The organism is Streptomyces mabaensis (assembly GCF_053763515.1).
This window is the reverse complement of sequence record NZ_JBSOPZ010000058.1, coordinates 1-23,198: the sequence shown is the minus strand read 5'-3', so window position 1 is coordinate 23,198 and position 23,198 is coordinate 1. Positions and strand designations below refer to the sequence as shown.

The window sequence follows — 23,198 nt, the reverse complement described above, 5'->3', positions numbered from 1 at the left end:
TGGGTTTCGTGACGGTACTGGTGCAGAATTTATGGCGTTTCGTCAAGGTTCTTCCTGGCCCTGGCTGCTGACAGAGTGAAAATATGATTCATCGATCCGTACGGGTGAAGCGGGAGCGTACGGGTGAACGGACCGGTCAACACGATGCCTGCCCCGCACAGGCGAAATGACTCCCGGGGGATTGAGTTGTTCGGAATCGTCAGACCATGCACGCACCGGCTCACCGAAAGGTTCAAGGCGGAGTGGATGGCCCACCTCTGCGGGCTCTGCCTGGCACTTCGCGGTGACCACGGCCAGTTCGCCCGGGTCGTCACCAACTACGACGGCCTGATCGTCTCGGTTCTGACGGAGGCTCAGTCCGAGCGCACCACCGACTGGCGGCGCACCGCCGGACCCTGCCCGCTGCGCGGCATGCGTACCGCGCCGGTCGCCCAGGGTGAGGGGGCGCGGCTGGCGGCCGCCGTCTCGCTGGTGCTGGCCTCGGCGAAGGTACGCGACCACGTCGCCGACCGGGACGGGCTGTTGGCCCGCAGGCCACTGGCCGCCGCCGCCCGGAAGGTCGCCGCCGGCTGGGACCGGGCGGGGGCGCGCACCGGGGCGGCGCTGGGCTTCGACACGGCCGTACTCCTGGACGCGGTCGGCAGGCAGGCGGGGATCGAGGCCGCGGCCGGGATCGGCACGCCCCTGCTGACCATCACCGAGCCGACCGAGACGGCCACCGCGGCGGCCTTCGCCCACACCGCGGTGCTCGCCGGCCGGCCGGGTAACGCGGCGCCACTGGCCGAGGCGGGCCGGCTCTTCGGACGGCTCGCGCATGTGCTGGACGCCGTCGAGGACCAGACTTCTGACGAGGCGTCGGGCGCCTGGAACCCGCTCACGGCGACGGGCACGGACCTCGCGGAGGCGCGGCGGCTGTGCGACGACGCGCTGCACGGGATCAGGCTGGCGCTGAAGGACGCCGCGTTCGTGGACGGCAAGCTGGCGCATCTGCTGCTGGTGCACGAGCTGAAGGCGTCGGTCGACCGCGCCTTCGGCACGACGAGCTGTGCGCACCGGGGAAGCCACGGGGAGCACGGGGGCGGTCCGGGCGGATTCGGCCCGCCGGCCCAGGGGTTCCCCGGTGGCCAGGGCGGCAACCCGTACGGAGGCGGCAACCCGTACGGCGGCGGCAACCCGTACGGCGGCGACCCGTACGGCGGAGGCGGGCCCGGCTTGCCCGGCGGGCCGGGCGGCATGCCGCCGGGACCCGGCCCCGGGCCGAGGAACGAACCGCAGCCCCCCGGGCGGCGCGGCTTCTGGGAGGGCTGCGCGGTGGCGATCGGGCTGTGCTGCACCTGCAAACTGTGCTGCGCCAAGGAGTACGAGGGCCCCTGGTCGCGCAAGAGGCGCAAGGGCGCCTGCCGGGACTGCGACTGTGACTGCTGCGACTGCTGCTGCCCCTGCGACGGCTGCTGAGCGGACCGGCCGCACAGCGCCGGTCTCGCCCACTCCTCGGAAGGTCGAGTTCCGGCCGTCCGGGGGAAGTGGCGCGAACCCCGTGGGCGCGTGCGGGCAGGACGGTGAGCGGAACCGTCCCGACCGCTGAACCGTCCGATTCCTGAGACGAACGGGACGGCAGTCGGCGGCCCCGGCGGCAGGACGAGCCGCCGGGGCGCCTGGGTGTGCCTGCGCACAGTCGGCCGAAAGGTGCCCTTGCGCACGTTGGTTGACGACGCGAATACTCCCGAGCAGCGCTTGTCAGGGGCACGGCGTGTCCGGATTCCGGACGTGTCCCCGGCTGCGCCTCACGGGCCCCGAACCCCACAACGGGCCCCCGATTCCCCTCGGGAGGAACGAGAAGTGAGGATCAAGCGCACCACCCCCCGCAGCGGTATGGCGAGACGAACGCGGCTGCTCGCCGTGACAACCGGCCTTGTCGCAGTGGCCGCACTCGCCGTCCCCACCGCCAGCGCCGAACAGGCCGGGACCTACAGTGCCGCCCAGCTGTCCCAGACCAGTGCGTCGGTGCTCCGCGCCGACGTGGCCGGTACCGCCTGGCATGTCGACAAAGCCACCAACACCCTTGTCGTCACAGCCGACAGCACCGTCTCGAAGTCCGAGATCGCCCAGATCAAGCGCGAAGCCGGAGCCAATGCCGGAGCGCTCCGCATCGAGCGGACGCCCGGCAAGTTCTCCAAGCTGATCTCCGGCGGCGACGCGATCTACGCGACGAGCTGGCGCTGTTCGCTCGGCTTCAACGTCCGCAGCGGCAGCACGTACTACCTCCTGACCGCCGGCCACTGCACCGACGGCAACCCGCCCTGGTACACCAACTCCTCGCGCACCACGAGCATCGGACCGACGGCAGGCTCCAGCTTCCCCGGCAACGACTACGGCCTGGTCCGGTACAGCAACACCTCGCTCTCGCGCCCCGGCACGGTCGGCAACCAGGACATCACCAGTGCGGCCAACGCCACCGTGGGTATGTCCGTCACCCGCCGCGGTTCCACCACCGGCACCCACAGCGGCAGCGTCACCGGCCTCAACGCCACCGTCAACTACGGCGGCGGGGACATCGTCTACGGCATGATCCGTACCAATGTGTGCGCCGAGCCCGGTGACAGTGGCGGCCCGCTCTACTCGGGCACCCGCGCCATCGGCCTGACATCCGGCGGCAGCGGCAACTGCTCCTCCGGCGGTACGACGTTCTTCCAGCCGGTCACCGAGGCCCTGAGCGCGTACGGCGTCAGCGTCTACTGATCCTTCCCCGCTTCAGTGGATCCGTCGACGGTCACGACAGGTCACAGCCAGCAGCACCAGAGCCCCCGCCCGGCGCGCGCCGGGCGGGGGCTCTCGCCATTCGCGCCGCCCCTGGACGTCTTGCGCCCTTTTGAGAGGATGCACAGGGAGGTTCCGGGGGGAGGCTGTCAGGTATGAAGCGCATCGGGGTGACAGGCCACAGGATCATTCCGGGTGAGGCGCTCGACGAGGTCCGCGCCGCGCTGCGTGCCGTGCTGTGCGGTCATGACGGGCCGATGGAGGCGCTGTCGAGCCTGGCCGCGGGCGCGGACCAGCTGTTCGCGGACATCGCGCTGGAGGGCGGGGCGGACCTCACGGTCGTCATTCCCAGCGGTGACTACGAGGAGGGATTCGACGACCCCGGCGAACTCGCCCGTTACCGTGCGCTCAAGAGCCGGGCCACTCAGGAGATCCGGATGGCCTTCAGCCACTCGAGCGATGACGCCTACTACGCGGCCGGCACCTATATCGCCGACAACTGCGACCGGCTGGTCGCGGTGTGGGACGGCCTTCCGGCACGGGGCCGTGGCGGCACGGCGGAGATCGTCGAGTACGCACGTGCACTCGGCAAACCCGTGACCGTCGTCTGGTGCGAGGGCGTCCGGCGCATCTGACTGGCCGGTGACACCTGACGCTGGATCAACTGCTGTGCCGGGCGAGCCAGTCGGTGTGCTGAGGCGAGACGTACCGCTCGGTCTCGTAGACGGCGCCGGACCACTGCGGCTCGGTGACCGTGGTCTGCATCGCGACCAGCATGGCCGAAAGGTCGCGTTCCACCACGGAGTGCGCCTCGATGAGCGGATGGTGGCGCCTGACCTCGTTCCAGGCGATACCGGCCGCCGCCGCCGCGGAGAACAGCCCGGCGAGGTTCGTGGACGGACCCGCCCCGAAGGCGCGCAGGGTGGCGAACATCAGGGCCAGGAAGGTGAGTACGGCGATGGACGCGGCCCATGTCGTGGTCGCCTTCCGCGACACCTCGGTCCGCCGGCGGTACCAGTTGCGCTGCTCGATCAGCCGGTCACGTACGTACGTCTCCCTGCGGACGTGGTACGCCCGGCCCCGTAACTCCCGCATGGCAGCGGTGATCTCCACGCCGGCCGCCGAGCCGGCCTCCCCGCGCGGGTCCAGCCAGCCGATCTTCCGCAGCTCCTGGAGGCCCGCGTCCATACGGCTGCGGAACAGCCCGTCCGGATCGGCCGTGTCCGTCTCGAAGGGCGCACCGTGCACGGCGTACCGCCAGCACAGGGACTTGATGAACTCGGCGGCCGACCGGTTCAGTTGCCACTGCGGCCGGGCTCGGCGCCGGGCGATCCGGAAGCTGAGCACCAGCACACCCGCGTACGCCGCCGCGCTGAGCGCGCCGAAGAGCTGAAGGGCTCCCAGCTCGACGCTCCACGGCAGCGCGGCCGCCACCGCCGCCAGCACCAGCAGCAGTAGCTGGGTCCTGGTGGCCTGGGTGGATTCCAGCTGACGTGAGATCGCGGCGCTGTCGGTGTGATGGAACAGGGCCGGAAGGTCGTCGTTGCGGAACACCATGCTCTGCAGTGGGCCGGGAAACTCCGTCACAGCCACCCCCGTCTGCTGTTTCAGCCTCACTCTTTTGACGGAATGCATGCCTTCGGTCTTTTGGCGCAAGCCCCGCACAACGCTCGTGTATCAGGTCTCGTGCTTCAGTTGCCAACAGTGCGCAGAAGAGTAAAGTCCACGCTGACACTACAGCGTCGCTGTTGTCATTACCATGCCCATGCCCCCTAAGGACGGCCGTGAAGACCTCTGCAACTCCTTCGTTCGCCGCTGCGAAGAAGCGTCGTGTGCCCCTGGCCCAGATCGACGTCCACAGCGCTTCCGCCGCGGCGAAGCTCGGCCGGGTACTTCCGGCGGCAAGCGGCCGTCCTGTGCAGGCTCCGACGTTCAACTCGGCGCTCTAGACTGGCTGAATGGCCGGCCTGATCGCATTTCGCGAGATCGTTCTCAAGGTTCACAGCAGATGTGATCTTGCTTGTGATCATTGCTACGTCTACGAACATGCGGATCAGAGCTGGCGCGCTCGTCCGAAAGTGATCTCTGAAGAGGCCATTTCCCGGACCGCGTCGCGGCTGGCCGAGCACGCCGGAGCACATGCGCTCCCCTCCGTCACGGTGATTCTCCATGGGGGGGAGCCTCTTCTTGCCGGGCCCGCGAGACTTCGTCTGGTCTGCGAGGAGTTCACCCGGGCGCTCGACGGCGTGGCCGGGCTGGACCTGCGGATCCACACCAACGGACTCCAGCTGAGCAGCCGTTTCCTGGACCTCTTCACCGAGTACGGGGTGAAGGTCGGCATCTCGCTCGACGGCGACAAGGCGGCCAACGACCGCCACCGCCGCTTCGCGGACGGCCGCAGCAGCCACCCGCTGGTGCTGCGCGCCCTCGACCTGCTCCGCGAGGAGCGCTACCGGCACCTCTATCTGGGCCTGCTCTGCACGGTCGACGTGGCCAACGACCCGCTCGCCGTCCATGACGCGCTGACCGCGCTGGACCCGCCGCGCATCGACTACCTGCTGCCGCACGCCACCTGGCAGACGCCGCCGGCCAGGCCGGACGGCTCCCGCACCCCGTACGCCGACTGGCTGCTGCGCATCTTCGACCGCTGGGAGCGGCAGGGCCGGCCGGTTCCGGTGCGGCTCTTCGCCTCCGTACTCAGCACGCTCGCGGGCGGCCCGAGCCTCACCGAGTCGCTGGGGCTCGCGCCCACCGACCTGGTCGTCGTCGAGACCGACGGAACCCTGGAGCAGGTGGACTCGCTCAAGAGCGCCTACGACGGGGCGGCCGCCACCGGCTTCGACGTCTTCTCCCACTCGTTCGACCAGGTCGCGGCCCATCCGGGAGTGCGTGCCCGGCAACTGGGCCTGGCGGGCGTCAGCAAGGAGTGCCGGGAATGCCCTGTCGTACGTTCGTGCGGCGGCGGCCTCTACACCCACCGCTACCGGCCGGATTCCGGCTTCGACAACCCCTCGGTCCACTGCGCCGATCTGAAGGCGCTGATCGAGGGGATCGAGGCCAGGACCGCCCGTACGGCCACCGCCCCCGAGCTGTCCGGCCCGGCGGAGCTGGCCGCGTCCCAGCAGGAACTGACGAGCACACTGCTCGCCCGGCTGCACCACGACATGGGCGGCGGCGCTGGTCGCGGCGGCGGTGAGGACTGGGACCGGGCCTGGGCGCTGCTGACCGAGATCGAACAGACCTCCGACGCCCTCGACCCGGTGCTGGACCACCCGTACACGCGCAGCTGGCTGCTGGGCGCGCTGGACGCCGTACACCAGGGGCGGCCGGGCGAGGCCGATCCCGCCGGGCAGCTGGCCGCCGTCGCCGCCGCAGCGGTGGTGAGCGGGGAGCTGGAGGTGCCGGTGCGGGTGCCGTACGTCGACGGCCGGCTCAGTCTGCCGACGCTGGGGTGGTTACGGCCGGCGGCGCCGGGGGAGCGGGGCTGGGCGGAGGTACGGGCCACCGGCGGGGGCGGCTTTCTGGTGCGCAGCGGACGGCAGGAGTGGCGGATCGGAGGGTCCGGCGCGGCGGGCCGGGACGCGGCCCCCTGGCAGCCGGTACGCAGGCTGGCCGCCGAGGGGGTGCCCGGTCTGGCGCTGGACGACGTCGACCCGTACCGCGACTGCTTCGCGATGCCCCTGCACCAGCGGCTCGGTGAGCGGCAGGCGGCCGACTGGCAGGCGAAGCTCGGCCGTGCGTGGGCGCTGCTCGCCGCGGCCGTACCGGCCCTGGCACGGGAGGCGGCCGCCGGTCTGACCACCCTGACACCGCTGGACAAGGAGGAGCCCGACGGTGCGGGTTCGGTGGGCCGGCACGGCCCGGGCGCGCTCGGTGTCGCCGTGTCGTACGGCGTGGACGCCACCGCCCTCGCGCTGCTGACGGGATGGCGGCGGGCCCGGCTGCGGGCGCTGACCGAGGTGGCCGATCTGTACGCCCTGGACGGCGAGTGGGTGCACGAGGTGCCGTGGCGGGGGCGGCCGGTGCCGGTGTCGCGGGTGCTGGCGGATGTGTACGAGCGGGTGGCGGTGTCGGCGTACCGGGCGGCCGGGGCGGAGGTCCCCCCGGGCCGGCGCGGGAACGTGGACGACACGCGGCGGGTGATGGAGCGGCTGGGCCGCGCGGCCGAGCTCACCAGCAGCGGGAAGGCTCTGCTGGCCGGGCTGTGGACCGAGCTGGAGGAGGCGGCGCATGGGTGAGCGGCACACGGGAGAGCGGCACCTGGGCCGGCGGCACATGGATGACACGGCCGCCCTGGCCGGTGATCTGCGGACGCTGGGCCTGCGCGCCGGGGCGAGCGTGCTCACGCACGCCTCGTTGCGTGGCACGGGGCTCCGGGCTGCCGCCGTACGCGACGCGCTGCGGGAGGTCCTCGGGCAGGACGGCACGCTGATGGTGCCCGCCTTCACCGCGGAGAATTCCGCGTCCTCCTCGGCCCATCTGGCCCAGATCCGGGGAATGACCGACGAGCAGATCCGGGCATTCCGTGCGAACATGCCCGCTTTCGATCCCGAGCGGACGCCGAGCCAGGGAATGGGCCGGCTGGCCGAAGCCGTCCGGACGGCCCCCGGCGCGGTCCGCAGCGCTCATCCGCAGACCTCCTTCGCAGCAGTCGGCGCGGACGCGAGGGAACTGCTCGCCGAGCATCGACAGGACTGCCATCTCGGGGAGGAATCGCCGCTGGGAGCGCTGTTCCGTACGGGGGGCCAGGTGCTGATGATCAATGTGGGATTCGCGGTCTGTTCCGCTTTCCATCTCGCGGAATACCGAATTCCGTTCACCCCCTTGCGCGAGTACCGATGTGTGGTGAACCTGCGGGGGAGGGCGGTATGGGTCACGTACAAGGATGTGGAGCTGGACGACAGCGATTTCCAGGAGATCGGAGCGGCGTTCCCGGTTTCCGCGCTGCGCACCGGACAACTGGGAGGAACAACCGCAATGCTGTTCTCGATCAAGGACGCGGTTGACCACGCTGTTGCCTGGATGACTCAAAACAGGCGTTGATTGACTGAACGTTGAGGGGATGCGGCGGGGGCTGCTCGGGAATGATGTTCTTCCTCGCATCTTCCTCATTCCATGCGATGTGAGCGGTCATCACAGGACGGGGGTCGTGTGCACGCACAGCAGCGAGCGGCGGACCATCGGCCGTACTTCTTTCTCAGCTACGCGCATACGCCCAGGTACGGGGCCGGCGGTCCCGATCCCGACATGTGGGTCGAGCGGCTGTTCCGGGACCTCTGCGGCCATGTCATGGCGCTGACCGACCTCCCGGCCGGCGCGCCCGCCGGCTTCATGGACCGGGAGATACGCTCCGGCGAGGGCTGGTCGGAGCGGCTGGGGGCGGTCCTCGCCTCGTGCCGGGTCTTCGTACCGCTGTTCTCGCCGCGCTATTTCGCCAGCGAGATGTGCGGAAAGGAGTGGTACGCCTTCGCGCAGCGGGCCATTCACCACAGCGCCCTCAGCAACCAGCCGGCCGAGGCGATCGTGCCGGCGCTGTGGGTGCCCGTACCGCCCGACGAACTGCCGGGCCCCGCCGAGCGGTTGCAGTTCAACCACGGCACCTTCGGCGACCGCTATGTGACCGACGGCCTCTACGGACTGATCAAGCTCCGGATATTCGCCGAGGAGTACGAACGCGCGGTCTACGAACTGGCCAAGCGGATCGTCCGGGTGGCCGACACCGCCCGCCTCGGCCCCGGCCGTCCGGTCGACTACCGGCTCGCCCCCAGCGCCTTCGGAAGTCCCAGCGGCGGGTCACGGACCATGCAGGTCACGGTCGCCGCCGCCAACCGCCACGAACTGCCCGAGGGCCGCAGCTCCGAGTACTACGGGGACTCCGCCCTCGACTGGAATCCCTACCACCCGGTGTCCCAGCGGCCGGTCGCCTACGTCGCCGAGGACCTGGTGCGCTCGCTCAACTACCAGACCACCATGGCCTCCTTCGACGAGGAGGCGGGGCACTTCGACAACAAGCAGCCGCCGACCAAACCGGAGATCCTGCTCGTCGACCGCTGGGCGGTGGCCGACGAGGAGCGCAGACAGCGGCTCGCCGCCTTCGATCAGGACCCCCGGCCGTGGGTGAGCGTGGTCGTGCCATGGAACCGGCTCGACCACCAGAGCCGGTCGAAGGAGAGCGAGTTGGCCCATCGGCTCGAGGACACGATGCCGACCAAGATGAGTCAGGGCAGAGCCGCGTGCCGGGCCGCCGCCAACGGCGTCCCCAGCATGGAGGCCTTCGGTCAGATACTCCCGCAGGTGGTGGAGGCCGCCGCGCAGCAGTTCCTCAGACACGCCCAGGTCTATCCGCCGGCCGGGGGAGGACACACCGAACGGCCACGGCTGGTCGGCCCCATGGCGCCGGACAGTCCGCCGCACCGCCCCCCGCGCTCCTGGATGCAGGACAGCCCGCCGCATGACCCCCATGACCCTCATGACCCACATGGCTCTCATGAACCTCATGACAGCGACGAAGACCTCGACCCCGATGCGGAGGACACGGATGACAGCCGGTCGTGACGGACGCATCGTCACCTTCTATTCGTACAAGGGAGGTACGGGCCGCACCATGGCCCTGGCCAACACGGCCTGGATCCTGGCGGCGAACGGCAAGCGCGTCCTCGCGGTCGACTGGGACCTGGAGGCCCCCGGCCTCCACCGCTTCTTCCACCCCTTCCTCGACCCCTCCACGCTCGGCGCCACCACCGGTGTCATCGACCTGATCACCGAGTACGCCTGGGCCGCGACCAGCCCCGTGCAGCGCGCCGACGACTGGCACCGGGACTACGCCCGGATCCAGCCGCACGCCGTCTCGCTCGCTCCGGAGGCGCTGGGCTGGGAGTTCCCCGACGGAGGCACCCTCGACTTCGTCTCCGCCGGACGGCAGAACCGCGAGTACTCCGCCACCGTCTCCACCTTCGACTGGGACAACTTCTACGACCGGCTCGGCGGCGGTCACTTCTTCGACGCGCTGCGCGACGACATGAAGTCGAACTACGACTACGTGCTCATCGACAGCCGGACCGGTCTCAGCGACATCGCCGACATCTGCACGGTCCACCTGCCGGACGTCCTCGTCGACTGCTTCACCCTCAGCGACCAGTCCATCGACGGTGCCGCCTCGGTGGCCCGCCAGATCGACGAGCGCTACGGCGACCGGGGCATCAGGATCTTTCCCGTCCCCATGCGCATCGACGAGGGCGAGAAGGAGAAGGCGGACGCCGGGCGGGCCCTCGCACGGCTGAAGTTCGACCGCTTCCCGAACGGGCTCGCCGGGGACGAACTCACCTCGTACTGGGGCGCGGTGGAGATCCCGTACCGCCCGTACTACGCGTACGAGGAGACGCTCGCCACCTTCGGCGACGAGGCCGGGCTGACCAACTCGCTGCTCTCCGCCTTCGAACGGCTCACCGCCGTCGTCACCGACCAGCAGATCACCTCGATGCCGGCGATTGCCGAGGACGTCAGGCTGCGCATCCGGGACGCGTTCACCCGCCGCCGGCCGGCGCTGCCCGCCGATCTGTTCCTCAGCTATGTGGCCGAGAACCGGATGTGGGCCGACTGGATCGAGTCGGTGCTCACCCGCGCGGGCTTCCGGGTCGTCCCCCGGGACGTCTCCGGTGAACCGCGCCCGTCCGGCCCGCCGGGCGCGGGTGCCGACAGCGCTGCCCGTACCGTCGTCCTGCTGTCCAGCGCGTACCTGAAGTCCGCCCGGGCCGTGGAGGTCTGGGAACGCGCCGCGGCCGAGGACCCCACCGGCGCCCGGCGGCATCTGCTGCCGCTGCGCGTCGGCGATGTCCGGCTGACCACGCCGTACATCGACCGGAACCCGGTCGACCTGTTCCGGCTCGACGAGGTGCACGCCACCAACGCGCTGCTGCGCGCGCTGGAGCGGCCGGTCCAGATCGCCGACAACGTCTCGCCCGGGCCACGCTTCCCGGGCACGGTGCCGAAGATCTGGAACGCGCCGCCCCGCAACCCCGGCTTCACCGGCCGCAGTGTCGTACTGGAGCGCATGCGGGACCAGCTGGGCGGCGGAATGGCGGTGGTGCTGCCGCAGCCGCAGACCCTGTACGGACTCGGCGGTGTCGGCAAGACACAGGTCGCCCTGGAGTACGTGCACCGCTTCATGGCCGACTACGACCTGGTGTGGTGGATCTCCTCCGAGCAGACCGACGATGTGGTCGCCGGCCTCGCCGAACTCGCGGTCCGGCTCGGCGCCCAGGGCGGCGAGGACATGGCGGCCGCCTCCCAGGAGGCCATCGACCTGCTGCGCCGGGGCGTGCCCTCCTCGCGCTGGCTGCTCGTCTTCGACAACGCCGACGACCCCGAGCAGCTCAAGCGGTTCTTCCCGCCGGGCGGGCCCGGCCATGTGCTGGTCACCTCCCGGAACCAGACCTGGTCGCAGTACGGGGACGCGCTGCCCGTCGACGTCTTCCTGCGCGCCGAGTCCATCGAGCATCTGCAGCGGCGCGCGCCCGGGCTGACCAAGGAGGACGCCGACCAGGTCGCCACCGCCGTCGGTGACCTGCCGCTCGCCGTCGAGCAGGCCGCCGCGTGGATCGCCGAGACCGCCACGCCCGTCGCGGCCTATCTGGAACAGCTGGCCCAGCAGGCCGCCCGGGTCCTCGCGCTCAACCAGCCGGCCGGCTATCCGGAGCCGGTCGCCGCCACCTGGAACGTCTCCATAGACCGGCTGCAGAGCCGGTCGCCCGCGGCGGTACGGCTGTTGCAGCTCTGCGCCTTCTTCGCCCCCGAGCCGATCTCGGCGAATCTCCTCTACAGCAAGGAGATGATCGACGCGCTCAAGCCGTACGACGCCTCGCTGCAGGAGAAGCTCGTACTGGGCCGGGTCATCCGGGAGATCGGCCGGTTCGCGCTGGCCAAGGTCGACCAGGTAGGCAACAGCATCCAGGTGCACCGCCTGGTGCAGGCCGTCATCCGGGCCCAGCTGTCCGAGGAGGAGCAGGCGGACGCGCGGGCCGCGGTCCACCGGGTCCTGGCGGGCGCCCGCCCCGACGACGACGAGCCGATAGACAACCCGGAGACGTGGCCGCGCTTCGCCACGATCTGGCCGCATCTCACGCCGTCGGAAGCCCGCTTCAGCAAGGACCCGGAGACCCGCCGGCTGCTGATCGACCGGGTGCGCTATCTGTGGAAGCGCGGTGACTTCAACGCCGCCTCCGCCCTCGGCGGCGAGCTGCGCGAGACCTGGAAGGAGATGCTGGGCGACAGCGATCTGCAGTACCTCTACCTGCGGTTCCACCTGTCCAACATCCTCCGCTCACAGGGGCGTTACGTGGAGGCGCGGGAGCTGGACGAGGTGACGCTGGAGCGGCAGCGCGAAGCGCTCGGACCCTCGCACCCGCACACGTACATGACCACCAGCGGCCTGGCCATGGACCTCGGCACCCTCGGCGAGTACGGCAGGGCCATAGAACTGGCCAGGGAGGCGCACGAGGGCTTCAGCCAGATCTTCCACGAGTCCCATCCGCGGACGCTGGCCGCCGCGAACAACCTGGCGCTCAACCTGCGCATGGTCGGCCAGTACTCCCGGGCCCGCGAGATCGACCAGGACGTCTTCGACCGGCGCACCGAGGTGCTCGGCCCGGAGCACCCGTACACGCTCTCCTCGGCCACCAGTCTGGCCCGAGACCTGCGGGAGGTCGGGCGGTACGAGGACTCCGTGAACCTGCTCAGCAGGACGTACACCGTGTACAAGCAGCAGCTCGGCAAGTCGTTCCCCGGCACGCTGAGCGCGGCCAAGAGCCTCGCCGTCTCGCTGCGCCGGGCCGGCAGGCTGGAGGACGCGCACCGGCTGACCACGGCCACCCGCGCCCGCTACCGCGCCAAGTACACCTCGGCCAACCCCGACTCGCTCGCCTGCGACCTCAACCTGGCCGCCGACCTGTTCGCCGCCGGGGACTCGGTGGGGGCGCGGGATCTGGCCCAGGAGGTCGTGGACGAGTACCGGAAGGTGCCGGGGGAGCGGCACCCGTACACCCTCGCCGCCCTCAACAACCTGGGCATCTACCACTGGGGCTGTGGCGCTCCCGAGACCGCGGAGCCGCTGCTCGAATCGGCGGTACGGGTGATGCGGCAGGTACTCGGGGACACCCACCCGCACACCATCTTCACCACCATCAACCTCGCCAACGCCCGTGCGGACCTGGGTGACCTGGACGGGGCCCTCGACACGGAGCGGCGCGCCGTCGATCTGCTGCGCGACGTGCTGGGGGCGCACCATCCGGAGTCGCTGGCCTGCGCCTCGAACATGTCGGTCACCCTCGACGCGCTCGGCCGGAAGGAGGAGGCGCAGCGGCTGCGCGCCGAGACGGTCGACGAGTTGCAGCGGCTGCTCGGCGACGAGCACGCGCTGACCCGCATCGCGCGGGACGAGCGGCGGGTGCACCGCGATCTCGAACCGCTGGCGGTGTGATCCCTACTCGATCTGATCCGCCGGACAGGCCCTAGTCGCGCAGGAGCCAGGTGAGGATCCGCGGGAGGGCGTGCAGGGCGGCGAAGTGCGCGGCGGCCGGTTCGAACGCGGCCGTCGCGCTCGGGATGCGCGCCGCCAGCCAGCGGGAGTGGCCCACCGGCGAGAAGACGTCCTGCTCGCCGTGCCAGAGCAGGACCGGGCAGGTGATGTCGGCCGGATCGAAGCCCCACGGGGTGCAGAAGGCGATGGCGTCGTCGATCCATCCGTACGCCGACGTGCGCAGCCCCTCGCGGTAGTTGCGCAGCAGCATGGAGCGCAGCCCGGCGTCGGAGACGATCATCCGGTCGTTGTCGGTCAGCTCGCGGCGCAGTTCGTCCAGCAGCCGGCCCGGGTCCTTCCGGATCGCGTCGGAACGCGGGATGAGGCGGGCGGCCAGTTCCTCGGGGTCCACCGCCGCGGTGGAGTACTCGCGGACGTTGGACGCGGTCATGCCGTCGAACCAGTCGAGGCCGTCCGCGTCCCAGGGCGCGAGCCCGACCAGCGCCGCGGTACGGGTGACCCGGTCCGGCAGCAGCGCGGCGCAGGCCAGGGCGTGCGGGGCGCCGCCCGAGCGCCCGGCCACCGCGAAGGTGTCGAGGCCCAGGGCGTCGGCGATCGCCGCCACGTCCTGGGCCACATGGGCGACGCTGCGCCCCCGCAGCCGGTCGGAGCCGCCGTAACCGGGACGGTCGTAGGCGATCAACTGCATCCGGCGCTGGTAGAGCACCATGCCGCGGGGGGCGGGGCCGAGGCGGCTGCCGGGTGTGCCGTGCAGCAGGAAGACCGGCCTGCCGCGCGGGTCCCCGAACCGCTCCACCATCAGATGCCGCCCGTCCGCGGCGCGCACCTGACTACGCACCCCCCGCCCCCCTTCGCCGAAGTCCTGCCGTGATGGTCCCCGGTCGCGATTGTCCCCGGTGCGGGCCGTCCGCGTAAGGCCACTCCCGTGGATCGTGACAGGTAATCAACACAAAGCGTGCGCGATGTGGTTGTCGTGTGCGTGTCCTGAACTCGTCCTTGTGTGCTACCGAGCGGTATCGGAATAGTGGGCGTCTCATGTCCTCCGTACTCGCGTGACACCCCACTTGTCCACGGGTGCGGCCCCACAGGAGGTCACCACTTGAAGCACCGACGCATTTCGAAGCGACGTGCGGTCATCGCAGCGGCGGGCGTTGTCGCGCTTGTCGGCGCCGGCGTCACGTTGCAGACGGCGAACGCCAGCGAGGAAGCCCCCCGGTTCACGGTCAGGACGCTGTCGGCGACCGCGGCCGGGAGCCTCGCGTCCGACCTCGCCGAAGACCTCGGCGCGGGCACGGCCGGCGCGTACTACGACGCCGAGAGCAAGACCCTGGTGGTGAACGTCGTCGACGAGAGCGCCGCCCAGGACGTACGCGAGGCGGGCGGCAAGGCCAGAATCGTGCAGAACTCCCTCGTCGAGCTGACGAGCGCCCGCGAGACCCTCAGCGACAAGGCGACCATCCCGGGCACCTCGTGGGCCGTGGACCCGGTCACGAACAAGATCCGCGTCACCGCGGACCGTACGGTCGACAGTACGGAGTGGGCCAAGCTGGCCGGCGTCGTCAAGAGCCTCGGCTCCAAGGCCGAACTGAAGCGGACCGCAGGGGAGTTCAAGCCCTTCGTGGCCGGCGGCGACGCCATCCACACCGGTGGCGGACGCTGCTCGCTCGGCTTCAACGTCGTCAAGGACGGCGAGCCGCACTTCCTCACCGCCGGGCACTGCGGGGAGACCGGCAGCCAGTGGTCCGACCAGCAGGGCGGCGCGGCCGTCGGCGAGATGGTGGACTCGCAGTTCCCGGGCAACGACTTCGCGCTGGTCAAGTACACCGCCGAGACCGACCACCCGAGCGAGGTCAACCTGTACAACGGCAGCGCGCAGCAGATCGCGCGGGCCGGCGAGGCGACCGTCGGTATGCAGGTGACGCGCAGCGGCTCCACCACCCAGGTGCACGACGGGGAGGTCACCGGCCTGAACGCCACCGTGAACTACGGCAACGGTGACATCGTGGAAGGCCTGATCCAGACCACGGTCTGCGCCGAGCCCGGTGACAGCGGCGGCTCGCTCTTCGCGGGCGACACGGCGATCGGCCTCACCTCGGGCGGCAGCGGCAACTGCACGTCGGGAGGCGAGACGTTCTTCCAGCCGGTACCGGAGGCGCTGGCCGCCTTCGGCGCTCAAATCGGCTGAACCCGCACGCATCGCGCCCCGCCCCGGACCGACCGGGGCGGGGCGCGTCCCGTGGTCCCGGGCAATGAAGTGCGTCACAGCAGTACGAATGGGGCGCTGCGCCCGGAAGCCGGGTAAACCTGCCCGTATTCACCACCGCCACGGGTGAGGTATGGGGGTTTTGGTCCGGATGTGAAGGGGCGCTCGGGGAGGGCCGGCGGATGGCGCCCTCCTGGACGCCGCTTCACGGGACAGCGGCCCTCTGGTACACGTGGCAGACCCCGCCAGCACCACCGGAAGTCTCGCCATGGACCAGGACCAGGACCGCGCCGCACCCGACCACATACCCTTCGCCATCGACCTGACCTTCGAGGAGGCCAGGCGACGAGCCGAGGTCGTGGCCGCGCTCGGACCGGACTGGGACCCGGTGGCCACCCTGCGCGCCGAGGATGAGGCGTACGCGCTGCTCTACTCGGGCCTCGACGCCGACCAGCAGCGCACGTACGACATGCTCGTGGCCGCCGGCGTCCTTCCCGGAGGGGAGCCGGGCCGTGCGGCTGCCCATTGACCCGCAGGCGGACATCGCCCGCCGCGCCTGGGTGCCCTGCCCGGGCTGTGACGACGCACGGGACTGCGCCACCTGCGCCGACCGGCGCAACTGCCCTGACCACTGGCGCTACCTGATCTCCAACAAGGGCACGGTCGTCCATCTCCAGTGCCCCGGCTGCACCCACATGTGGTCACTCGACACCAGGCGCGGCGCGAGCTCCTCCTAGGGCCTGCGCGTTCGGCCGGGTGCGTTTGCTCAGGTGCGTTCGCTCAGGCACGTTCGATCAGGCGGGCCGTCGCCGAGCGGGCCGCCTTGAGGGCCTGGTGGCGGTCGGCGTTCTGCTGCGCCAGGACCACCCGGGTGCTCAACCCGTCCAGGAGCGCGAGGAGTTCGGACGCGCGGGACGGTACGTCCATCGGCGCGAAGCGTGACTGGGCCACCCCCTTGGTGAGGAGTGCCTCCAGGTCCTCCTGCCAGCCCCGGTCCATCTCCTCCTGCGCCTGGCGCAACTGCTCGTTCGAGGGGATGCGCGCCCAGAGTTCGATCCACAGCGTCCAGCGGGGGTCGCGCGGTCCGCGGGGCAGGTACAGCTCCAGGAACAGGTCGAGTTTGCGCTCCGCCGTCACCCGGCGCGTCAGCAGCGCCCTGCGTTCCTCGCTGAGTACGGCCTCGCTCCAGCGCAGTGCCTCCAGCAGCAGCCGGTCCTTGCTGCCGAAGTAGTACAGGATGTGGCCGCCGCTGGTGCCGAGCCGCTCGGCGAGGGCGGACATGGTCAGCGCCGCCAGGCCGTCCTCGGCGATGGCTGCCATGGCCTCCTCGAGCATCCGCTCCTGGGCGATCTGCCCGTCGCGTCGTCGTGCCGCCCCTGCCACTGGCTCCGCCCTCCGTCCCTGCCGCTCTTCGCCATGACCCTATCCTCGCGGGTTTTCGCCGGGGTCTTGACGGTGGGCCGGGTCACCCCGCATCTTGAATGCTGTTCAAAGAGTTAGAACGCCATTCAAGATTCAGAGGAGGGGCGAGGCGCGCATGATCGAGCAGCAGACAGCCACGGGCACCATCGGTACCGGAGTCGCGAGCGACGAGGTGTTCCGGGTCGAGACACACGGCATCGACCCCATCCCGGACGAGGAACGGCACGGCAGCGCGAAGGACCTCTTCTGGCTCTGGTTCGGCTCCAACCTCACCTTCACCTACGTGATCAACGGCGCCCTCGCCGTCGCCTTCGGCCTGTCCTTCTGGCAGGCCACGGCCGTGGTGGTGGTCAGCGGCCTGGCCTTCTTCGCCATCAGCGCCGCCGGGCTCAGCGGCATCCGTACCGGGACCGCCACCCTGGTCATCTCCCGCGCCGCCTTCGGCATCCGCGGGAACTACCCCGCCGGGGTGCTCAACTGGGTGGTCAGCATCGGCTACACCATCGTCAACACGGTGGTCGGCACTCTCGCCCTCGAAGTGTTCTTCGCCGAGCTCGGATGGCGCGGAGGCGACACCGCCCGCGCCCTCGCGCTCCTGATCACCCTCGCCCTGACCTTCGTCGTGGCCATGTGGGGGCACGCGACGGTCCAGTTCGCCGAGCGCTGGATGGCGTACGTCCTGGCCGTCGGCTTCGCCGCCCTGCTGGTCTTCGTGCTGCCCGGCGCCGACACCGGCGCCCCCGCGGCCGCGCCCGGTGCGGCCGGGTGGAGCCTGGCCTTCGTCGTGATGCTGGCCGGCCCCTTCTCGTACCTGCCGATGCCCGCCGACTACACCCGCTACCTGCCGCGCACCACCACGTTGCGCTCGATCACCTGGAGCGGCGCGCTCGGCGGCTTCCTCTCCTCCGTCGCCCTCGGCATCGCGGGCGTCGCCGCCGCGACGCAGACGGACATGACCGACGCGGTCGCCGGTGCCGAGAAGCTGCTGCCCGGCTGGTTCCAGCCGCTCTTCCTGGTTCTCGTCCTCGGCGGCTCCGTCACCAACTCGATCATCACGCTCTACTCCTCCAGCCTGAACCTCCAGGTTCTCGGCATCCCCTGGAGCCGGGCCAGGGCCATCGTCATCAGCGCGGCCGTCACCGCGCTCGGCTCCCTCGGCGCACTGTTCCTGACCGACTTCACCGCGTCGCTGCTGTCCTTCCTGTCCCTGCTGATCATCGTCTTCGCCCCCTGGGGCGGCGTCTTCCTCGCCGACATGCTGCTGCGCCGCTGCCGGTACGACACCGGCGCCCTGCACGCCGGCCGCGACGGGGCGTACTGGTACCGCGGCGGCTGGCATCCGGCCGGCCTGACCGCGCTGCTCGCCGGGATGCTCTTCGCCGCGCTCACCTGCGACTCCGAGCTGTGGACCGGCCCGCTGGTCGCACCGCTCGGCGGCGCCGACCTCACCCTGCTCGGCTCGGTCGTCTCCGGGCTCGTCTACTGGGCGCTCGCCCGCCGTCGTACGACCGTCCGAGCCGTCTGAACCACCCGCACCAGCCCTGGAGTTCACCCTCATGACCCGCACCACCGCCCCTGCCGACCTCGTCCTGACCGGTGCCCGTATCCACACCGTCGACCCCGCGCTGCCCGAGGCGCAGGCGCTCGCCGTCCGCGCCGGCCGGATCGTCTGGCTCGGGCCGGACAGCGGCGCCGCCGACTGGACCGGGCCGGACACCGAGGTGCTCGACGCGGGCGGGCGACTGGTCCTGCCCGGCTTCATCGACGCCCACAACCATGTCCGCCTCGGCTCCGACGACGCCTGCGTGCAGCTCGCCGGCGTACGGACCCTCGCCGGTATCCACGAGCGGATCCGGACCTGGCACGCGGCCCACCCCGACGCCGAGTGGATCGAGGCCGAGGCCTTCGACTACTCGGCCATCCCCGGCGGCCGGATGCCCGGCGCGGCCGATCTCGACCCGGTCACCGGCGACACCCCCGCCTTCGTCCTCAGCTACGACGTGCACACCGCCTGGCTGAACAGCGCCGCCCTGCGCCGCCTCGGGATCAGCAGGGACCGTACGAGCCTGCCCTTCGGGGAGGCCGAGACCGACCCGGTCACCGGTGAACCCACCGGATTCATCAAGGACTTCGCGGTCAAGGGGCTCTCGCGCGACGGGCACCGGGCGCTGCGCGAGCTGGGCGTGCCGTGGGCCTCACCCGACCGGCAGTACGGCCGCCTGGCCAAGAGCCTCGACGACGCGATCGGGTACGGCATCACGACCGTCGTCGAGCCGCAGAACTCCCTCGACGACCTGGCGCTGTTCGAGCGGGCCCGCGCCGAGGGCCGGCTGCGCTCCCGGATCGTCGCGGCCCTCTTCCACCCGCGCGGCACCACCGACGCCGACCTGGACGACTTCGCGGCGGCGGCGCGGCGGTTCGCCGACGACCGGCTGCGGGTCGGCCCGCTCAAGCTCTACATCGACGATGTGGTGGAGCCGCGTACGGCCGCGCTGCTGGAGCCGTACACGGGCTGCGGCCAGCACCGGGGCGAGACCTTCTATCCGGCCGAGGAGTTCGCGGGGCTGCTCGCCAAGCTGGACGCGCGCGGCTTCCAGTGCTTCGTGCACGCCACCGGCGACCGGGGGATCCGTACGGTCCTGGACGCCGTCGAGCACGCCCGTAGGCTGGGCGGCCCGCGCGACGCACGCCACCAGGTCGTCCACGTCGAATGCCTCGACCCCGCCGATGTGCCCCGTTTCGCGGAGCTGGGTGTCGTCGCGTGTATGCAGCCGAGGCACTGTGCCCCGGAGATCGCGGGCCCCGGCCAGGACTGGGCCGAGAACGTCGGGCCGGACCGCTGGCACAAGGCGTGGCCGATGCGCAGCCTGCACGACTCGGGTGCGGTCCTGGCCTTCTCCAGCGACTGGAACGTCGCCGAGATGGATCCCATGGTGGGCATCTACACCGCGGTGACCCGGCGCCCGCTCGGCGGCGGGGAGCCCTGGCAGCCGGAGGAGACGGTGGATGTGGAGACCGCGGTGCACGGTTACACGATGGGCTCCGCGTACGCCAACTTCCTGGAGGACGAGCGGGGTTCGCTGACGGTCGGCAAGCTCGCCGACTTCGTGGTGCTGTCGCGGGACATCCTGCGGGCCGCCCCCGAGGACATCCCGGGCACGGTCGCCGAGACGGTGGTGGTGGGGGGAGAGGTGGTGCACCGGGCGTGACGGTGTCCTCCGGGGGCGCTCCCGGCCCCTTGCCGGGCCGGTCCGCTCGGGCACACCCTTGACGGTGAGCGTCATCGGCAGCTCTGGACGGAGGCCGCAGTGGCCGGTAACTGTTCTGACGGGCCGGGCGGGCCGGGCGGGCCGGGCGGGTTGGACGGGACGGGCGGGTTGGACGGGCCCGGTGGTTCGCTTCGGTGTGCGTCATGCATGCGATGCGGACGGCGGCCCTGCACGGTGTGGCAGGGGCCGCGAAGAGTCGTCCGGCTCGGCCGTACCGTGATCACCTACCGTGGCTGTTTCCGCTGGTCCCTGCTGGTCTCGGCCGCGGTCATCGGTCTGTCGGCGGGCGGCGGAGCGGCCGGCATGCTGCTGCTGACCTGGCCGGTCGCCACGGTGACGGCCCTCGGTTGGCTCGCCCTCACCCTGCGGCTGGTCCGGCTCGGTCCGTCCCGCGCCGGTCCGGCCCTCGGGCCGGGAGGCGCGGGGGTCCGGGAGCCCCGTCGGCCGAAGCCCCGGCCACCGAGCGGGGGCATCGCGCTCCCGCTGCCGGAAGACCCCCCGGGCGGCGCAGCCGCCCACGCCTGACCGCGTGCCGCGTGTGCCGCGCGTGCCGCTCCTGCGCCGTGGCGTGTCCGCTGTGCGCCGCGACCGTGTGCGTTGTCGCGCGCCGCGACTGCGTGCGTTGCCTCGGGCTGCTACCGCGTGCCGCGCTTGACCGCGTGCCGCGCCTGCGCACCCGCGCGTGCCCGCCGCCGCCGTGGCGTGTCCGCCGCTCGCCGTGACTGCGCGTGTCGCCGCGTGCCCGCGACTGCGTGTGTCGCCTCGGCTGCGACCGCGTGCCGCGCCTGACCGACGTGGCGTGCCCGCCGTGTGCCGCGCCTGCGTGCCCGACTTGCGCGCCGACCGCGTGCTTGAGCATTCGCCGACCGGGAGCATGCGCGTCAGCCCTCGGTCAGCAGGGGGCCGAACGTCCGCCTCCCCAGGTCTTCCGCCCGGGCCTGGCCGACGACCTTCCCGCGCACGTCCGGATGCCGATCCCGCCACTCCTCGGCGGAGGCCCGGCCGGCGAAGAAGTTCAGGGCGTCGCAGCAGACCACCGCCGCCGGACCGGAGCATGCGCGGCGGCCGACGAACACCACCGCTCCTGCCGGTTCCCACACCGTCTGCCCGTTCTCGGCCGTCACGGTGACCGGCTCGCCGGTGACCGGGTCGGCGGAGGAGATCACCACATCCTTGCCGAGCATCGCCGGGATGCCGAGCGCGTCGATCGCGCACATCGACCACACCCCGGCCCCACCGGTGATCCGCACCCGGTGCGCGGTCGGCACCGCGGAGAACGGATACGCCGCGCGGATCCGCCCGCTCCCGTCCACGGTCAGGAAGTCCTCGCGGTCCAGCTCGGCCAGCACCTCCTCAGCCGTCCGGCCGAAGCCGGCCGCGACCGGTGCCAGAGCAGCCGGGCCGGGTGGGCCGCCGAACTCGGCGAAGTGCCGCAGCACCGCCTGATGTACGGCCCGCAGGCCGCCCTTGACCGGTGCGATGCGGCCGAGACCGGCCCGCCCGACCGGGTCGAGCACGTCCTGCGCCCACCAGTCGTCCCGCGTCTCGCTGTCGTCGTCCGCCTCGTCCGCCTCGTACGGCAGCACCGCGGCGGCCAGTGCTCGCCGCAGTTCCTCCGTGCCCGGCGCTCCGTCCGTCGTGCCATCCGGCCTCCGGTACAGCCGGCACGACAAGCTCGGCGCCGCCCCGGCTGTGGCGAACGGGTCGGCGCCGTCGACCAGGACGGTCGGCGAGCCGCTCATGCCCAGACGGGCGGCCTCGGCCTCGTCGTGCACCTCGACGTGTTCCACCGACGCCGTCCGGCCGACGAGCGCGGCCGTGATCCGCGCCAGCGCGACCGAGGCGTTCGGGCAACCGGGAACCGTCAGCACCGTGATCCGCATGTACGCGTCCTCCCGCTCCCTGCTCTTCTCTCCCCGTTCCTGCCTTTCCAGGCCCGACGCTAGACCTTCCAGCGCACTGGAAGGTCAAGAGCTAGCTTGGGGGCATGCGCATCGGAGAACTCGCCACCGCCTGCGGACTCACCACCAAGACCCTCCGCTACTACGAACAGGCCGGACTCCTCCCGGCGCCGCCGCGGACCTCGGGTGGGTACCGCGACTACCCGTACGAAGCCGTGCAGCGGCTCGCGTTCGTCAGGGACGCCCGGAGCGCCGGACTCACCCTCGCCGACATCCGCGGCATTCTGGCCGTGCGTGACAGCGGTGAAGCACCCTGCGACCACGTCACCCGGCTCATCGACCGGCACCTCCACGACATCGACCGACGCCTCGCCGAACTCCGTAAGACGCGCACCGCGCTGCGCGGTCTCGCCCAGCGCGCGGCCGAGACCGACCCGCGGTCCTGCACCGAAGCCGACATCTGCCGGATCCTCCGACAGGACCGCTGAGCGTCTCTAGAACTCTGTGTGTGCCTGGGGTTTCCAGGCTTTCCGGGCGCGGCGTGGCCGTGTGCGGTCGCCATCGTGGGGTCCGAACCTCGGGGTGAGGGGGTGGACTCGGGTGGCGTGCAGGTGGTGGAAGCCGGTCCGCTGGGCGGCGCGGGTGCGCCGCCGACAGGTTCTGCGTGAGAGCCGCGCCTGGTAGCCGGTGGGAAGACGGTCTTCCGGGCGGTTACCGGGTGCGGGTACTCCATGACCTGACACCGGCCCGGGTGCGGCTGGTGTCGGGGTGTCATGCCCCGCCGGACGCTGAACCACCCGGGTGCGGGTGGTGGCGGGGACCGTACGCACGTCGGGCGTACGGCGGGAAGAAGCCTGTGGGGTCGTGTGGTGGCATCCGGTGGTATGCCGGGCGTGTCGCGGGGGAGGACTGGTGGGTCTGCTGGGGGTGGGGTGTCCCTTGCCCGGGGTGGCCTTGGTCCCGGCCGGCCGGGGTGTGGCGCTGTCCGCGCGGCGCTGGCGGCGCAGGCGGCGGGTGGTCTTCTTCGGGCGGCGTGCCAGGGTCACGGTGCCGTCGATGGTGGTGCGGATGGTCCGGACGCCGGTGCCGCGTTCGGTGACGGTGTGGGTCTG

At 71.4% G+C, this 23,198-nt stretch carries 19 protein-coding genes; 15 read left to right on the top strand and 4 right to left on the bottom strand.

Going from position 1 to position 23,198, the window contains the following annotated elements; genetic code table 11:
• Positions 1 to 186 precede the first annotated feature (186 nt).
• From ACWV17_RS32250 to ACWV17_RS32240, 3 genes are all read left to right on the top strand, one after another.
• The gene (locus ACWV17_RS32250) at positions 187 to 1,455 is read left to right on the top strand and encodes a DUF5685 family protein (protein WP_455362448.1); all 1,269 of its coding nucleotides are present in this window, start codon (positions 187 to 189) and stop codon (positions 1,453 to 1,455) included.
• A 384-nt stretch (positions 1,456 to 1,839) separates the two neighbouring features.
• A complete protein-coding gene (locus ACWV17_RS32245) occupies positions 1,840 to 2,739 on the top strand; it encodes a S1 family peptidase (RefSeq protein ID WP_455354618.1) in 900 nt (299 codons plus the stop codon).
• A gap of 173 nt (positions 2,740 to 2,912) precedes the next feature.
• The gene (locus ACWV17_RS32240) at positions 2,913 to 3,392 is read left to right on the top strand and encodes a hypothetical protein (RefSeq protein WP_455354619.1); all 480 of its coding nucleotides are present in this window, start codon (positions 2,913 to 2,915) and stop codon (positions 3,390 to 3,392) included.
• A gap of 25 nt (positions 3,393 to 3,417) precedes the next feature.
• On the opposite strand, the gene ACWV17_RS32235 is transcribed toward ACWV17_RS32240, so the two are convergent.
• Positions 3,418 to 4,314: a DUF4231 domain-containing protein gene (locus tag ACWV17_RS32235; RefSeq protein WP_455362447.1), complete on the bottom strand. Its 897-nt coding sequence runs from the start codon at positions 4,312 to 4,314 to the stop codon at positions 3,418 to 3,420.
• A 227-nt stretch (positions 4,315 to 4,541) separates the two neighbouring features.
• Here ACWV17_RS32235 and fxsA point away from each other — a divergent pair, with 227 nt between their 5' ends.
• The 5 genes from fxsA (at position 4,542) to fxsT (ending at position 13,231) form a co-directional block, all read left to right on the top strand.
• A complete protein-coding gene (fxsA, locus tag ACWV17_RS32230; RefSeq protein ID WP_455354621.1) occupies positions 4,542 to 4,706 on the top strand; it encodes an FxSxx-COOH cyclophane-containing RiPP peptide in 165 nt (54 codons plus the stop codon).
• A gap of 9 nt (positions 4,707 to 4,715) precedes the next feature.
• Positions 4,716 to 6,995 (top strand): radical SAM/SPASM protein FxsBH, inactivated beta-hydroxylase extension form, encoded by a 2,280-nt coding sequence (gene fxsBH / locus ACWV17_RS32225; RefSeq protein ID WP_455362446.1) that lies wholly within the window; start codon positions 4,716 to 4,718, stop codon positions 6,993 to 6,995.
• A 37-nt stretch (positions 6,996 to 7,032) separates the two neighbouring features.
• Entirely contained in the window at positions 7,033 to 7,800 is a 768-nt protein-coding gene (locus tag ACWV17_RS32220) for an aminoglycoside N(3)-acetyltransferase (protein ID WP_455362452.1), read from the top strand.
• A 72-nt stretch (positions 7,801 to 7,872) separates the two neighbouring features.
• Positions 7,873 to 9,312: a TIR-like protein FxsC gene (locus ACWV17_RS32215; RefSeq protein WP_455354624.1), complete on the top strand. Its 1,440-nt coding sequence runs from the start codon at positions 7,873 to 7,875 to the stop codon at positions 9,310 to 9,312.
• Positions 9,296 to 13,231 carry an FxSxx-COOH system tetratricopeptide repeat protein gene (gene fxsT, locus ACWV17_RS32210; RefSeq protein ID WP_455362445.1) on the top strand — a complete coding sequence of 1,312 codons (3,936 nt, stop codon included), beginning with the start codon at positions 9,296 to 9,298 and terminating at the stop codon, positions 13,229 to 13,231. The genes ACWV17_RS32215 and fxsT overlap by 17 nt, the downstream gene beginning before the upstream one ends.
• A gap of 31 nt (positions 13,232 to 13,262) precedes the next feature.
• Here the strand turns inward: fxsT and ACWV17_RS32205 are convergent, their stop codons facing one another.
• Positions 13,263 to 14,129 carry an alpha/beta fold hydrolase gene (locus ACWV17_RS32205; RefSeq protein ID WP_455362444.1) on the bottom strand — a complete coding sequence of 289 codons (867 nt, stop codon included), beginning with the start codon at positions 14,127 to 14,129 and terminating at the stop codon, positions 13,263 to 13,265.
• A gap of 261 nt (positions 14,130 to 14,390) precedes the next feature.
• On the opposite strand from ACWV17_RS32205, the gene ACWV17_RS32200 reads away from it, so the two are divergent.
• The 3 genes from ACWV17_RS32200 to ACWV17_RS32190 all read left to right on the top strand — a co-directional run bounded on the left by ACWV17_RS32200 (position 14,391) and on the right by ACWV17_RS32190 (position 16,231).
• A complete protein-coding gene (locus ACWV17_RS32200; protein WP_455354627.1) occupies positions 14,391 to 15,476 on the top strand; it encodes a S1 family peptidase in 1,086 nt (361 codons plus the stop codon).
• Positions 15,477 to 15,762: 286 nt separating this feature from the next.
• A complete protein-coding gene (locus ACWV17_RS32195) occupies positions 15,763 to 16,023 on the top strand; it encodes a DUF6400 family protein (protein WP_455354742.1) in 261 nt (86 codons plus the stop codon).
• Positions 16,007 to 16,231 carry a hypothetical protein gene (locus ACWV17_RS32190; RefSeq protein ID WP_455362443.1) on the top strand — a complete coding sequence of 75 codons (225 nt, stop codon included), beginning with the start codon at positions 16,007 to 16,009 and terminating at the stop codon, positions 16,229 to 16,231. The genes ACWV17_RS32195 and ACWV17_RS32190 overlap by 17 nt, the downstream gene beginning before the upstream one ends.
• 43 nt (positions 16,232 to 16,274) lie before the next feature.
• Here the strand turns inward: ACWV17_RS32190 and ACWV17_RS32185 are convergent, their stop codons facing one another.
• The gene (locus ACWV17_RS32185; protein ID WP_455362442.1) at positions 16,275 to 16,877 is read right to left on the bottom strand and encodes a TetR/AcrR family transcriptional regulator; all 603 of its coding nucleotides are present in this window, start codon (positions 16,875 to 16,877) and stop codon (positions 16,275 to 16,277) included.
• A gap of 154 nt (positions 16,878 to 17,031) precedes the next feature.
• Here ACWV17_RS32185 and ACWV17_RS32180 point away from each other — a divergent pair, with 154 nt between their 5' ends.
• The 3 genes from ACWV17_RS32180 to ACWV17_RS32170 all read left to right on the top strand — a co-directional run bounded on the left by ACWV17_RS32180 (position 17,032) and on the right by ACWV17_RS32170 (position 20,710).
• Positions 17,032 to 18,441, top strand: a complete 1,410-nt coding sequence (locus ACWV17_RS32180; protein WP_455362441.1) for a purine-cytosine permease family protein — start codon at positions 17,032 to 17,034, stop codon at positions 18,439 to 18,441.
• Between the two features lie 31 nt (positions 18,442 to 18,472).
• Entirely contained in the window at positions 18,473 to 20,125 is a 1,653-nt protein-coding gene (locus ACWV17_RS32175) for an amidohydrolase (RefSeq protein WP_455362440.1), read from the top strand.
• A gap of 276 nt (positions 20,126 to 20,401) precedes the next feature.
• Positions 20,402 to 20,710, top strand: a complete 309-nt coding sequence (locus ACWV17_RS32170) for a hypothetical protein (RefSeq protein WP_455362439.1) — start codon at positions 20,402 to 20,404, stop codon at positions 20,708 to 20,710.
• A gap of 356 nt (positions 20,711 to 21,066) precedes the next feature.
• Here the strand turns inward: ACWV17_RS32170 and merB are convergent, their stop codons facing one another.
• Complete coding sequence (gene merB / locus ACWV17_RS32165) at positions 21,067 to 22,068, bottom strand: organomercurial lyase (RefSeq protein WP_455362438.1); 1,002 nt, start codon at positions 22,066 to 22,068, stop codon at positions 21,067 to 21,069.
• A 104-nt stretch (positions 22,069 to 22,172) separates the two neighbouring features.
• Between merB and ACWV17_RS32160 the strand changes: the two genes are divergently transcribed.
• On the top strand, positions 22,173 to 22,574 hold the full coding sequence (locus tag ACWV17_RS32160; RefSeq protein ID WP_455362437.1) for a heavy metal-responsive transcriptional regulator: 402 nt from the start codon (positions 22,173 to 22,175) through the stop codon (positions 22,572 to 22,574).
• The last annotated feature ends 624 nt before the right edge of the window (positions 22,575 to 23,198 follow it).